General features: G+C 69.3%; 11 protein-coding genes and 1 pseudogene. 6 read left to right on the forward strand and 6 right to left on the reverse strand.

Annotation, left to right across the window (positions count from 1 at the left end; translation table 11 throughout):
- Positions 1-284: 284 nt before the first annotated feature.
- From RAH40_RS01895 to RAH40_RS01900, 3 genes are all read right to left on the reverse strand, one after another.
- A complete protein-coding gene (locus RAH40_RS01895) occupies positions 285-1,391 on the reverse strand; it encodes an IS110 family transposase (protein WP_373432559.1) in 1,107 nt (368 codons plus the stop codon).
- 361 nt (positions 1,392-1,752) lie between these two features.
- On the reverse strand, positions 1,753-1,932 hold the full coding sequence (locus tag RAH40_RS22990; RefSeq protein ID WP_373432540.1) for a BrnT family toxin: 180 nt from the start codon (positions 1,930-1,932) through the stop codon (positions 1,753-1,755).
- An 83-nt stretch (positions 1,933-2,015) separates the two neighbouring features.
- Positions 2,016-2,582 (reverse strand): hypothetical protein, encoded by a 567-nt coding sequence (locus RAH40_RS01900; protein WP_306600360.1) that lies wholly within the window; start codon positions 2,580-2,582, stop codon positions 2,016-2,018.
- A gap of 105 nt (positions 2,583-2,687) precedes the next feature.
- Here RAH40_RS01900 and RAH40_RS01905 point away from each other — a divergent pair, with 105 nt between their 5' ends.
- From RAH40_RS01905 to RAH40_RS01920, 4 genes are read left to right on the forward strand one after another with little or no spacing between them, the layout of a single operon-like run.
- Complete coding sequence (locus tag RAH40_RS01905; protein ID WP_306600361.1) at positions 2,688-3,356, forward strand: B12-binding domain-containing protein; 669 nt, start codon at positions 2,688-2,690, stop codon at positions 3,354-3,356.
- Positions 3,353-4,375: a uroporphyrinogen decarboxylase family protein gene (locus RAH40_RS01910; protein WP_306600362.1), complete on the forward strand. Its 1,023-nt coding sequence runs from the start codon at positions 3,353-3,355 to the stop codon at positions 4,373-4,375. Before RAH40_RS01905 ends, RAH40_RS01910 begins: the two co-directional genes overlap by 4 nt.
- The gene (locus RAH40_RS01915) at positions 4,372-4,959 is read left to right on the forward strand and encodes a DUF1638 domain-containing protein (protein WP_306600363.1); all 588 of its coding nucleotides are present in this window, start codon (positions 4,372-4,374) and stop codon (positions 4,957-4,959) included. The genes RAH40_RS01910 and RAH40_RS01915 overlap by 4 nt, the downstream gene beginning before the upstream one ends.
- A complete protein-coding gene (locus RAH40_RS01920) occupies positions 4,952-7,312 on the forward strand; it encodes a PAS domain-containing sensor histidine kinase (protein WP_306600364.1) in 2,361 nt (786 codons plus the stop codon). Before RAH40_RS01915 ends, RAH40_RS01920 begins: the two co-directional genes overlap by 8 nt.
- Before the next feature lie 23 nt (positions 7,313-7,335).
- On the opposite strand, the gene RAH40_RS01925 is transcribed toward RAH40_RS01920, so the two are convergent.
- Both RAH40_RS01925 and RAH40_RS01930 read right to left on the reverse strand, forming a co-directional pair.
- Complete coding sequence (locus RAH40_RS01925; RefSeq protein ID WP_306600366.1) at positions 7,336-7,773, reverse strand: carboxymuconolactone decarboxylase family protein; 438 nt, start codon at positions 7,771-7,773, stop codon at positions 7,336-7,338.
- Positions 7,774-7,802: 29 nt separating this feature from the next.
- The gene (locus RAH40_RS01930; RefSeq protein ID WP_306600367.1) at positions 7,803-9,098 is read right to left on the reverse strand and encodes an alginate export family protein; all 1,296 of its coding nucleotides are present in this window, start codon (positions 9,096-9,098) and stop codon (positions 7,803-7,805) included.
- Between the two features lie 63 nt (positions 9,099-9,161).
- On the opposite strand from RAH40_RS01930, the pseudogene tnpA reads away from it, so the two are divergent.
- Positions 9,162-9,593: pseudogene (tnpA, locus tag RAH40_RS01935) on the forward strand (IS200/IS605 family transposase).
- Positions 9,594-9,703: 110 nt separating this feature from the next.
- Here the strand turns inward: tnpA and RAH40_RS01940 are convergent.
- Positions 9,704-11,152, reverse strand: coding sequence for an MFS transporter (locus RAH40_RS01940; RefSeq protein ID WP_306600368.1), 1,449 nt, complete (start codon positions 11,150-11,152; stop codon positions 9,704-9,706).
- 172 nt (positions 11,153-11,324) lie between these two features.
- On the opposite strand from RAH40_RS01940, the gene RAH40_RS01945 reads away from it, so the two are divergent.
- Complete coding sequence (locus RAH40_RS01945; RefSeq protein ID WP_373432541.1) at positions 11,325-12,224, forward strand: LysR family transcriptional regulator; 900 nt, start codon at positions 11,325-11,327, stop codon at positions 12,222-12,224.
- The last annotated feature ends 1 nt before the right edge of the window (position 12,225 follow it).

Raw genomic sequence — 12,225 nt, forward strand, 5'->3', positions numbered from 1 at the left:
CCTTCCTTTTAGCAGACACCCTCTGATATGTATTGGCCTGTCAAGGCTGGCAGCCAACTATTTCTCTTTTCCGGCAGTGTGTAGGGAGCAGAACGGACGGCATGCCGACGGTTGATCAGTCTGATATGCGCGGGTTGGGTACCGCATGACAACGGGTTCGTCGAGGAGCTGCCTCGATCTAGTGGCGAGGGTCATTCCAGAAGCGAATGCCTCTTAGAGGGTTCGAGGATTCTCCCACCGTTGTCCGTTCTGCTGCCGACACACTGCGGCTGCACTTCAGCCAGCTAAGGCTTGGGGGTAGGCGGTGGCAGGGCCTGGCCAATGGCCCAGAGGAAGCCGGTCAGCTCGCGGGCGATGGCCGTGCAGGTCTGGACCTTCTTCTTGCCCCTGGCCTCGAACTGCCGGTAGCGTGCGCAAAGGCGCTTCTGTGCAGCCCAGGCGATGGTCTGCACTGCTTCTGGAGCACGTTCGGCCCGTCTTTGCAGGCTCGGGGTTTTCCTCGCGGGATGCCGGTAGGTCCATGCTGCCTCCACCAGGACCCTGCGCACATGGCCATTGCCGGTCTTGGTGATCCCCCCGCGGGACCGGGTCTCGCCACTGGAATGCTCGCTGGGAACCACCCCCAGATACTTCATCAACTGGGGTGCATTGGCGAATCGCCTCAAATCGCCGATCTCAGCCACGATCGTGGTCGCAGTGAGGCGGTTGATCCCGCGCAGGGCCATGTAGCCTTCGATCAGCCTGGAGAAGGCCGAACTCGATCCGGCGGTTTCGATCTGCTCGTCGAAGGCCGCAACCCGTCTGGTCATGGCCTGGACCGTATCGACATATTCCTGAAAGACGATTTGTTGGACCGGCTGGTCGAACTTCATGGTTTCCAGCCAGCGGAGATGGGCCTGGGTCCACCGGGTTTTTCCGGAATAGGTCCGCCCGTGCCGCAGCAGGAAGGCCAACAGTCGCTGCTTGGCGACGTGCTGCAAATGCTTCAGGTCCTCCCGAGCCCGGGTCAGATCCCGCAGGGCCTCCTGGGCTTCGTCGGGCACCCATATTGCCGTTAGTTCCCCGGCCCGGTGGAGCCTGGCCAAGGTCAGACTATCGCGGCGGTCGGTTTTGACCCGGTCCCCAGGTTTCCTGGGAATGAGGGACGGCGCCACAACCTGGCACTCCAGCCGTAAAGCGAGTAGTTGCCGATAAAGGATGTAACCGCAGGGGCCCGCTTCGTAGCAGAACGAAAGCGTCGCGCCATCCTTCCGGAGTTGCCTCACAAGTTTCACCACGGCCTCCGGTGTATTGGCGATCTCACCCACGTACCGAACTTCCCCTTCGTGGGCTTCAGCCACCGAGACCGCAATCGTCTCCTTGTGGACATCCAGCCCGACGTACTTGCTCACCTTGCTAGAATCGTTCACGGCCTGTCCTCCTCAATTACGGCTCTGAGCCGGTTGTGTAATGCGCACTGAGCTTAACCCGCGTCATTTAAGGACGGACAGGCCCCTTTGAGGAGCCTGGGGCCTTGCCTCGGTGGGCCTTGCGCACCACCCTTTAGACAGCCGGGCGGAGGTTAGGGCTACCGCAGGGATGCGACCCGAGCGCCGACCCGGGCCCGGAAACAGGGTGGGCCGGAGTCATCCGGCCCCGTCCTTGGCAACCGCCTTTCCAACCGGCCCAGTTTCTGGGCTTCAGGCGATAAATCCCGGGGGTCTGGGGGCAGAGCCCCCGGGGATCTCGTTCTAACGGCCCGCCTGATTCGTGTCAGGCCAATACATGATGTCTAAGGCCATGCTTCAGGAACCGCTCCTCGATGTCCGAAGGATCGTCGTCAAAGAACTGAATTGCAAATTCGTCGTAGAAAACGGATTGTGCCTCCTCAAAGGAGACTCCGTGTTTCCGCGCATTCCCGGTGGCCTTGGCCGGGTCCCAGTCGAACCGCATCAGGCATACAGTGTATTGCTGGCAAGTGTTGCGTCAAGACTGATCTAAGTAAAGATATGACGTAATCTTGACCCTGTGGGCTCTCAAATGCCTGACGTTCCCAAGTTGGACCTGCCCCCGAGCAGAATCTCGTCCACCAGATCCGCCGGCGTCTGCCCCGCCCGGTCCGGCGTGGGCGTGGGTTTCTCCGGCACCAGCCCGATGGCGAAGCCCAGGAAGCTGGATACCAGTTCCGGCTTCCAGGTCCCCTTCGGCCTCAGGATGGCCAGCGCCCCGATCTTCAGGAACGAGATGATCTGCACCTCGTCCGCGTTCTCCAGCCAGCCGCGGCGCCGGGTGCCGACGTTGATGAGGTTCTGGAACAGCTCCTCGGGCTCCCCCGCGGGCGGGACGATCATCGCCCGGTCCCCGGGCCAGTCCCGGATGAAGGCCTGGATGGGCGTGGCCAGCGCGCCCTCCTCCACGCGGGGCCGCAGGACCCCGGCGAGCTGCTGCATGCCCGCCTGCAGCCCGTCCCAGGTGTCCGCCTGGCAGCCGAACCATACGGGCCGTTCCTCGAAGGAGCCGCCCGCCACCCCCTTGACCGTTCCGCTGGCCACCCAGCCCTCCGCCACCGATCTGAAGCAGTCGAACGTGAAGGTCGTTGCCATGGGGCCGTCTCCTTGAAAGAATTATATAACACTGATTCTACAGGTCTTCAGGGAATCTGCCGATGGAAGGGCATCCCCATCCAAACGGCTCCCGAACGAGGTGACATGGACCGCGATTTCTCAGACGAACTCCTCGCCGCCATCGAACGCGCCGACCGCGAGGGCGCCAAGGCGGTCATCGACGCCTGGGCGGTGGGCAGGCCCTTCCACCAGGTCGTGCCGGAGCTGCTGGCCCCGACCCTGGAGCGCTTCGGGGTCATCTGGTCCCTGGGGCAGGGCGGGGTGTCCCTGGCGACGGGCTACATGGCCTCCAAGGTCGCGGAGGACGTCCTTTCCCGGCTGCTGGTGGAGACCCGCCCGGGGGACGCGCGCAGCCGGGGCAAGGTGCTCCTGGGCAACGTCGAGGACGACTTCCATCCCCTGGGCCGCAAGATGGTGGCGGCCTTCCTGCGCACCGATGGCTGGGAGGTCCTGGACCTGGGGGTGGATGTGCCGCCAGGGCAGTTCCTGGACGTGGCCGAGGAGACGGGGGCCCGGGTCATCGGGGCCTCGGCGATGATGTACACCACGGCCCGGAACGTGGCCGGCATCCGGGAGGAGATCGGCCGCCGGGGGCTGACCGGGAAGGTGCAGCTCGCCGTGGGCGGCGCGGTCTTCAAGCTGAGGCCCGGCCTGGTGGCCGAGTTCGGCGGGGACGGCACCGCCGCCAGCGCCGTGGAGGCCTCGGCCCTGTTCCAGGACCTCTGGGCGCGGTCCCTGGAGGCGGCGCCGTGAACAGCCTCGAACGCCTGCTCGCTGCCCTCCAGGACCAGCCATCCGACCGGCCGGCGCTCTTCCTCAATTCGAGCCTCTACGGGGCCCGCCTCACCGGGGCCACCCTGGACGAGCACTACACCCGGCCCGAAACCTACGCCGAGGGCCAGATGGCCGTGCGGGAGCAGTTCGCCCCCGATCTGCTGACCAGCCCCTTCTTCGTGTCCGCCATCGGGGAAGCCTTCGGGTCCTCCTGGCGCGTGCGCTCCCGGCAGGCCCCCAACCTCTCGGGCTTCGCGGCCCGCAGCGCCGAGGAGGTGCTCAGGCTCCCCCTGCCCGACGTGCACGGCCATCCCCGGCTGCAGTACGTGCGGGAGACCATCCGGATCCTCGCCCGCCGCTACGCGGGGGAGGTCCCGGTCATCGGCGTGCTGGTGGCCCCCATGGACATCCCGCCCCTGGTCATCGGCCTGGAAGCCTGGCTGGACGCCCTGCTGTTCCAGCCGGACGTGGCCCGGGCCCTCCTGGACCGCCTGACGCCCTTCTTCCTGGACCTGGGCCGGGCCATGGTCGACGACGGAGCCACCGGCCTGGTCCTCACCGGGAACCTCGCCAACCGCTTCATCGTCACCGACGCGGTGGCCGAGACCCTCACGCTGCCCGCCCTCCGGACGGCCTTGGCGGAACTGAAGGCGCCCCTCATCTTCCACCACGGCGGATGCCCACTCGTTGACCAGCTGGCCCGCTTCAAGGACCTGCCGAACGTGGTGGCCTATTTCATCGACGCCGGGGAGGACCCCGGCGCCGCCCGACGGGCGCTGGGCCCCGGGCCCATCGTCATGGGCAACCTGGACGGCCCCGGTCTCCTCCACCTGGCCCCCGCGGAGGTGCGGGAGCGGTGCCGCCGGGTCCTGGACCAGCGGGGCGGGGATAGGCAATTCATTCTTTCCACCTGCGGCGCCGATATCCAGCTGGATACGCCGCCCGAGGGGATCGCCGCCGTCGCCGAGGCCCTCCGCCAAGCCGCGGTGGACGCGTGAGCCCCGGCCGGGTCTGCCTCTCCTGTTCGATCTTCAGGCGGGAGATCCAGGCGCTCCAGGCCGCCGGCCGCTTCTCCCTACCCGTGGACTACCTGAGTTCGATGCTGCACATGAATCCCGGCCTGCTGGAGGCCCGGCTGCGGATCGCCCTCGAGGCCGTCCAGGGCGGGGACCGGGACGTGGTCCTGGTGTACGGGGACTGCTGCGGCCACATGGAAGCCTTCGCGGCCGGTCCGGGCACGGCCCGGACCGAGGGCCTCAACTGCTGCGAGATCGTCCTGGGCCGCGAAACCTACCGGAAGCTCCGCAGGGAGGGCGCCTTCTTCCTCATGCCCGAATGGACCCTCGCCTGGAAGCGGGTCTTCGAGGGCCAGCTGGGACTGCTGGGACCCTGCGCCAAGGCCTTCATGCAGGAGATGCACACGCGCCTGATCTACCTGGATACGGGCGTCCTGCCGGTCCCCCACCGGGAGCTGGAGGAGGCCGGCGCCTACATGGGCCTGCCGGTGGAGATCCTGCCCGTGTCCCTGGAACCCCTCCGGGCCAGCCTGGAGCTGGCCGCAGGCAGGACGCGCCATGACTGAATCCGGCCGGGCCCGGGACGAGGCCGTCATCCAGTTCATGATCACGGATTTCCTCGCCGAGATCCTGAAGTACTCGGCCAGCCCCGGGGAGATGGGCCAGTACCTCGCCCGGCAGCTCCGCGAGTTCATGGGGGTCCGCACCGTCGTGATGCTGCAGCAGGAAGGCGGGGCGCGCATCGTGGCCATCGAACCCGGGTCCGCCAGCACCGAGGCCATGGTTCCGCGCCTGGAGCAGGTCCTGGCGCTCATGCCCGGGGCGGCCGGGTCCGCCCTGACGTCCACGGAAACCGCGGCACCCGAGCTCCGGGCCGCCCTGGCCGCGCTGAAGGTGGACTCCCTGAGCATGACCCCCCTGCGGGTCGGCGACCTCCGGGTGGGGACCCTGTTCGGCCTGGGCCACCTGGACATCCAGCGTCCGGACGAACTGTCCCGCCTGCTGGACGCCCTCTCTCCGGTGTTCGCCCTCATCCTGCGCAACACCCTCCATTTCGAATCCCAGGAAATGATGGTCCTGACCCAGGCCGAGAACTACCAGGCCCTGCTCCGCACGAACCTGGACGGCTTCGTGGTCGTGGGGCCCCAAGGCGCCATCCTGGACGCCAACGAAGCCTATGCGCACATGACGGGCTACTCCGTGGATGAGCTGCGCACGCGGGACGTCCTCAGCCTGGAGGCCCTGGAGTCCCACGCCGCGTACCTGCGGCGCACGGAGAACCTGAAGACGCACGGCTCGGACCGCTTCCTGTCCCGCCACCGGCGCAAGGACGGCACCACCTTCCCCGTGGAGGTGTCGGTCACCTACGTGCCCAACCAGGATCTCATCATCGGGTTCATCCGGGACCTCACGGACCGGGTCCGGGCCGAGGCCGCGCTCCGGGAGAGCGAGGCCCACCACCGGGAGCTCCTCGAAATGCTCGGGGAAGGCATCTCGATCGTGGACCCCGGCGAGATCTTCGTCATGGCGAACCGGGAAATGGACCGGATCTTCGGGGTCGGACCCGGCGGGCTGGTCGGCAGAAACCTGCGCGAATTCCTGGACGAACCGGACCTTGCCTGGGTGCTGGACCAGACCCGGCTGCGCCGGAAGGGCGCCACCGGTTCCTACGAAGTCCGGATCCGGCGCCCGGACGGGCAGGTCCGGACCCTCCACAACACCGTCACGCCCCGCTTCGACTCCGCGGGGACCTTCACGGGGAGCCTCTCCGTGGTCCGGGACCTCACGGACCAGCTGCGCACCCAGGAGGCCCTGCGCCTGGCCCAGAAGATGCAAAGCCTGGGCAGCCTGGCCGGGGGCGTCGCCCATGACATGAACAACGTGCTGGGGGCCATCCTGGCCCTGGCGAGCGTCCACCATCTGCAGGCGGAGGACGGCTCCCCGCTCCAGGCCCACATGGAGACCATCGTCAAGGCCTGCCAGCGGGGCGGCACGCTGGTGAAGGGCCTCCTGGGCTTCGCCCGCCAGGACCTGGCCGAGAAGCGGGAAGTGGACCTGAACGCCGTCGTCCGGGAGCAGGTCGCGCTCCTGGAGCGCACCACGTTGCAGAAGGTGGACCTGGCGGTGGACCTGGCCCCGGACCTCCCCCGCATCCTGGGGGACCCCGCGGCCCTCAACCACGCCCTCATGAATCTCTGCGTGAACGCCGTGGACGCCATGCCCGGCGGCGGCACCCTGGCCCTGCGCACCTGGCGGGAGGCCGGCAAGGCCCGCCTCGAGGTGGCCGACACCGGCAGCGGCATGCCCGAGGAGGTCCTGCGCAAGGCCCTGGATCCCTTCTTCAGCACCAAGCCCCAGGGCAAGGGCACCGGCCTGGGGCTGTCCATGGCCTACAGCACCGTGACCGCCCACCGGGGCGAACTGGAGATCCAGAGCCGGGTGGGCCAGGGCACGCGCATCCTGCTGGCCTTCCCCGCCTGCGCCGAACCCGCCCCGGGCCCCGGGGCGGACGGCGGCCGCCAGGCCCCGCCCCTGGCGAGGCGCCTGGAGGTGCTCCTGATCGACGACGACGAGCTCATCCAGGAGGCCGTCCGGGCGCTGCTGAAGGCCCTGGGCTGCACCGTCGCCGTCGCCTCCGGGGGCGAGCAGGCCCTGGCGGCCCTGGAGGCCGGCCTGGATCCGGGCCTCGTCATCCTGGACATGAACATGCCCGGCCTGGACGGGGCGGCCACCCTGCCGCACCTCCGCGCCCTGCGCCCGGACGTGCCGATCATCCTGGCGACCGGCCGCGTCGATCAGTCGGTGCTGGCCCTGGTGGACGCGGACCCGCGGCTTTCGCTGCTGGCGAAGCCGTTCAGCCTCGAGGAGCTGCAGGCCAGGCTGGAGGAGCTGGCGGGGCAGGGCGCGCTTGGCGATTGAGGGCGGTCCGCCGGGCCCGGGCCTCAGGCCGGCCGTTTCCGGAACGCGATGGCGAAGCGGTTCCAGGCGTTGATCGTGGCCACCAGCAGCGTCAGGTCCACGAGCTCCGCGGGCGTGAAGTGCGGATGCACCCGCTCCCAGACCTCGTCCGGCACGCGCGTCTCGGCCACCCGGGTGACGGCCTCGGTCCATTCCAGGGCGGCGCGCTCGCGGGCGCTGAAGAACGGGGTCTCGTGCCAGACGCCCAGCGTCGCCAGGCGGCGCTCGCTCTCGCCCGCCTTCCGCGCGTCGGCGGCGTGGACATCGATGCAGAATGCGCAGCCGTTGATCTGCGAGGCGCGCAGGCGGACGAGTTCCACCAGGGCGGGTTCCAGGCCCGAGCGGGCGATTTGCTGCTCGAGGGCGGACATGGCCTTCATGGCATCCGGGCCGGATCGGTGGAAGTTGAGACGGGGTTCCATGGTTGGCTCCTTTGCGGGTGGGGAGGGGTTCAGTACCGGAAGGTCGCCCCGGCGTAGGCGTAGCTCCCGGAACGAAGCCGGGCGCGGGTGAGCACGCCGCCGGCGGCGAAGTGCTCGTAGTTGAAGAACAGGGTCAGGCTGGCGCTGGCCGACCAGCTGCCCATGACCCGCAGCAGGCCGCCGAGGTCGCGGCCCGGAACCTTCTGGGTTCCCGCGTAGGCGCGCTGGCCCCCGGCATAGGCCGCGTCCCGGGCATCGAACCGCCGAGCGAAACCGTACTCAGCGGAGAGGGCCGTCCGGGGCGAGGGCGTCACGGCAAGGCCCGGAGCGATCATCACCAGGTTGCAAAGGCCGAGGAACTGCCCTTCACCCAGGTAGCCGGAACTCGCATAGAGCGGATTGAACGCCTTGAGGGTGCCGCCGCCGTAGGCGCCGCCCGTGGCGAGGTCCAGATGGGCCGTGAGGGCGGGTTTCCACCCCCCGCCGGCAAGGGCCAGGCTCTGGACGGCGAACAGGCCCCAGGCGTCGATTCCGCGCTTCAGGTACCGGCCGCTCTGGTGCGCCAGGGTCCAGTCGTAGGCCAGCCCGCCGCGCCGTCCCCGGAAGCGCAGGCCGAAGGTGTCGCGGTCATCGAGGCCGACCTGGCCGCCCGCGCGGAAACCCGGCTTCTCGGTGTGGAACCAGAAGGGTTCCAGGTAGGCGTCCGTCCCCCCTTCCGATGGGAGCGCCAGGCTGGCGTTGACCCCCTGGAGCCGTTCGCCGTGGTCGATCGTCTCGTCGAAGGCCCCGCGGGCCAGGCGCGTGGCACGCAGGTCGAAGGCGCCCGCCCGGAGCCTCCGGCCTTGGGCCTGGAGGCGCAGGCCGTTCCAGGTGCGGTGGACGTTGGGACCGTCGCCGACGCTGATCAGCTGGCGGGGGCCGTCGGCGAACTCCTGGCGGCCGGCCATGGCGCCCACGAGCGTTCCTCCGGCCTGCCCGCCGACCTCCACGAACACCTGCTGCAGGGAGGCCTCGTTCTGGAAGTTCGCCCCGGCGGCTCCACGGCGGTCATGCACCTGGCCCGTGCCGGCCTCCCCATGGATGCGGACATGGCGGTCCAGCCGCAGGTCCGCGCCCACGGTCCCGCGGAACAGGCCCTGCCGGTAGTCGTCGCCGGCCACCAGCCGGGCGTTGGCATAGGCGTCCGCGCGCATCCGGGCCTCGGCGCTCAAGGTCAGGGCCGCTTCGCCTTTCAGAACGCCGGCGGCCGTCACGGCGAGTGCGCAGGCCCTAGCAAAACCAGGAGACCCCCCGGCTCTGCCGGGGTGGCAGTAGAAGTTTGACATTTCAGGGAGTCCATCCTGGAATCTCCGATTGTGAGCCGCCAAGCACACGAAAGGAGGTCCAAGATGGACTCGTCGGAAAGTCTAAGCCACTCCCGGTGGGAGTGTAAGTACCACGTGGTGTTTATCCCAAAATGTCGAAGAAAGACGCTCTACGAGAAGTTACGACCACATCTGGGTGAGGTGTTCCGGCAACTGGCCGCGCAGAAGGAATGCCGGATCGAGGAGGGGCACCTCATGGCCGATCACGTCCATATTCTGATTTAGATTCCGCCAAAGTATGCCGTGGCGCAGGTGATCGGGTTCATCAAGGGTAAGAGCGCGATTCACCTCGCCCGCGTGTATGGGGAGAGGAAGCGCAACTTTGTAGGCCAGAACTTCTGGGCGCGCGGCTACTTCGTATCGACAGTGGGCCGAGATGAGACGGTCGTGCGCGAATACATCCGAAAACAGGAAAAGGAGGACGAGCGATTTGAGCAACTGTCCCTGTTTCGCTGACCAGGCACCTCCAAGGTGCCCATCCTATGATTCGGGGCCGCGTTAGCGACCCCGACCAGCCGCTTTGAGCGGCTCACGTTTTAAACCCCCCGGCTCTGCCGGGGGATGTCTTAGTCCAGGACATGGGCTTCCTCCTGGCTCCCAAGGGAGGGGGTGGAGCGCCGGGCGAGTGCCTGGCTGCCGGAGGCGATGGCCAGCGCCCCGGCGATGAGGACCGCGGCGACCGCGAAGGTGATGCGCATGCCCGCGGCCAGGGCCCCGGGACCCGCGGTGGTGACGTCCGTTGCCGCGGAGGCGAGGGCGAAGACGGCGCCCATGACGGAGGCGCCCGTGATGAGTCCCAGGTTGCGCGAAAGGCTGAGCATGCCGGAGATGACGCCCCGCTGCCCCGGGCCGGCGCCGGTCATGACGGCGGTGTTGTTGGCCGTCTGGAACAGGGCGTAGTGGGAGGTGATGACGGCGATGGGGCCCAGGTAGCCCGCGAGGCCGCAGGTTGCCGGAAGCAGCGAGAGGAGGACGGCGCCGGCCGCCATGCCGGCGAGCCCGGCGAGGGTCATGCGGTGGGGGCCAAAGCGGTCCACAAGGCGGCCGGCAGGCACGCCCGCCAGGGCGGCCACCAGCGGGCCCACCGACAGGGCGGCCCCGGTGAGCGTCGCGGGAAGCCCCAGCGCCCGGGAGAGGTAGAACGGCCCGACCACCAGGGTGGCCATCATCACCGTGGAGACGAGCGTGCTCATGGCGAGGCTTCCGCTCAGGGCCGGGTCCCGGAACATGGCCAGGCGGATGAGGGGCGACGCGGCACGCCGCTCCGCCACGGCGAAGAGGCCCGCGCCCAGGACGGCGGCGGCCAGCAGGGCCAGGTTGAGCGAACCCGGGCGGCCCCGGCCCAGGGTCATGGCCAGGGCATAGGCCCCCAGCGCCAGGGTGAGCAGCCCGGTGCCCGCGCCGTCGAACCGGACCGCGCCGGCCTGCCGCCCCGGGGCGTCGGGGGCCAGGTGGCGGTCCACCAGCAGGATGTTCAGGATGCCCAGCGGCACGTTGACGAGGAAGAGGGTCCGCCAGCCGAAGCCGGCGATCAGGAGCCCTCCCAGCGACGGGCCGAGGGTGGTCCCGATGGCGGACATGGTTCCCAGGAGACCCATGGCGCTGCCGGCCCGGGTCTTCGGGACGGCCTCGCCCGCCAGGGCGACGGTGAGGGCCATCATGAGGGCCGCGCCCAGGCCCTGCGCCGCCCGGGCCGCGATCAGCAGCCCGAGCGTGGGCGCCAGGCCGCACAGGAGGGAGGCCGCCGTGAATACGGCGATCCCGGCCTGCAGCAGGCGCCGGCGGCCGAAGAGGTCCCCGAGCCGGCCGGCGCTGACGATCAGGGAGGTGATGGCCAGGAGGTAGGCCAGGACGATCCACTGGACGGCCTGGAAGGAGCCGTGGAACGCCAGGGCCAGGGTGGGCAGGCCGGCGTTGGCGATGCTGGTGTCCAGCGAAGGCATCAGCATGGAGAGGGACAGGGTGGCCAGCGCCCAGCGGACGGCGGGTGGGAGGGGGGGGCGGGACGGTTTCATCGGGGATCCTTTCCAAGGCAGGCCGCGGGCAGGGCGGGGCTGCCTGGGCGCCTCCGCCGGTGGGAACTGGACCTCAGGATCGGTCCCGGCCAGATGTGGCGGAAGACGCACCATTTGCATTTTATTAGTGTGTTTAACGCCATGGTAAAAACAGGCCATGCTAGCCTGGGGGATGGCCATGCCCGACCTCAACCTGCTCGTCACCCTGGATGTGCTGCTCGCGGAAGGCAACGTCGCCCGCGCGGCCCAGCGCCTGCACCTCAGCCCCTCGGCCATGAGCCGGGCGCTGGCGCGGCTGCGCGAGACGACGGGCGACCCGCTGCTGGTCCGGGCAGGGCGGGGCCTCGTCCCGACGCCCAGGGCCCTGGAACTCCGGGAGCAGGTCAGCCGGCTGGTGCAGGACACCGAAGCGGTCCTCCGTCCCGCGGAGACGCCCGACCTCAAGCACCTCGTCCGGACGTTCACCCTGCGGACCAGCGACGGCTTCGTGGAGAACTTCGGCCCCGGCCTCCTCGCCCGGGTGGGCGCGGCCGCTCCCGGGGTGCGGCTGCGCTTCGTGCAGAAGCTGGACAACCGCGACAGCACCCTGCTCCGGGACGGGACGGTCGATCTGGAGACGGGCGTCGTGGGGAACGCGGTGGGGCCGGAAGTGCGGGTCCAGACCCTGTTCCGGGACCGCTTCGTGGGCGTGGTGCGGGCGGGCCACCCGCTGTGCGAGGGCGAGCTCACCGCCGCCCGGTATGCGGCCGGCCGGCATATCTACGTGTCGCGACGGGGCCGGGAAACGGGCGTGATGGACGAGGCCCTGGCCGTGCTCGGGCTGGAGCGGGAGATCTTCACGATCGTCGGCGGCTTCTCGGCCGCCCTGGCCCTGGCCCGGGCCTCGGACCTGGTGGCCACCGTCCCCGAGCGGCACACCGGGGACCTGCGCGCGGGGATGCGCACGTTCGCTCTCCCGTTCCCCACTCCGGACCTGACCGTGTCGCTCCTCTGGCATCCGAGGATGCACGCCGATCCGGCCCACCGCTGGCTCCGCGGCCTCGTCGCGGAGGCCTGCGACGCCGGAAGGTAGG

It is taken from the genome of Geothrix sp. 21YS21S-2, from assembly GCF_030846775.1.
GTDB lineage: Bacteria > Acidobacteriota > Holophagae > Holophagales > Holophagaceae > Mesoterricola.

What these genes read in the sequence shown, in the direction of transcription:
- RAH40_RS22990 (WP_373432540.1), bottom strand. Translation starts at nt 1,932, where the DNA reads ATGCGGTTCGACTGGGACCCGGCCAAGGCCACCGGGAATGCGCGGAAA.
- RAH40_RS01900 (WP_306600360.1), bottom strand. Translation starts at nt 2,582, where the DNA reads ATGGCAACGACCTTCACGTTCGACTGCTTCAGATCGGTGGCGGAGGGC.
- RAH40_RS01905 (WP_306600361.1), top strand. Translation starts at nt 2,688, where the DNA reads ATGGACCGCGATTTCTCAGACGAACTCCTCGCCGCCATCGAACGCGCC.
- RAH40_RS01920 (WP_306600364.1), top strand. Translation starts at nt 4,952, where the DNA reads ATGACTGAATCCGGCCGGGCCCGGGACGAGGCCGTCATCCAGTTCATG.
- RAH40_RS01925 (WP_306600366.1), bottom strand. Translation starts at nt 7,773, where the DNA reads ATGGAACCCCGTCTCAACTTCCACCGATCCGGCCCGGATGCCATGAAG.
- RAH40_RS01930 (WP_306600367.1), bottom strand. Translation starts at nt 9,098, where the DNA reads ATGTCAAACTTCTACTGCCACCCCGGCAGAGCCGGGGGGTCTCCTGGT.
- RAH40_RS01940 (WP_306600368.1), bottom strand. Translation starts at nt 11,152, where the DNA reads ATGAAACCGTCCCGCCCCCCCCTCCCACCCGCCGTCCGCTGGGCGCTG.
- RAH40_RS01945 (WP_373432541.1), top strand. Translation starts at nt 11,325, where the DNA reads ATGGCCATGCCCGACCTCAACCTGCTCGTCACCCTGGATGTGCTGCTC.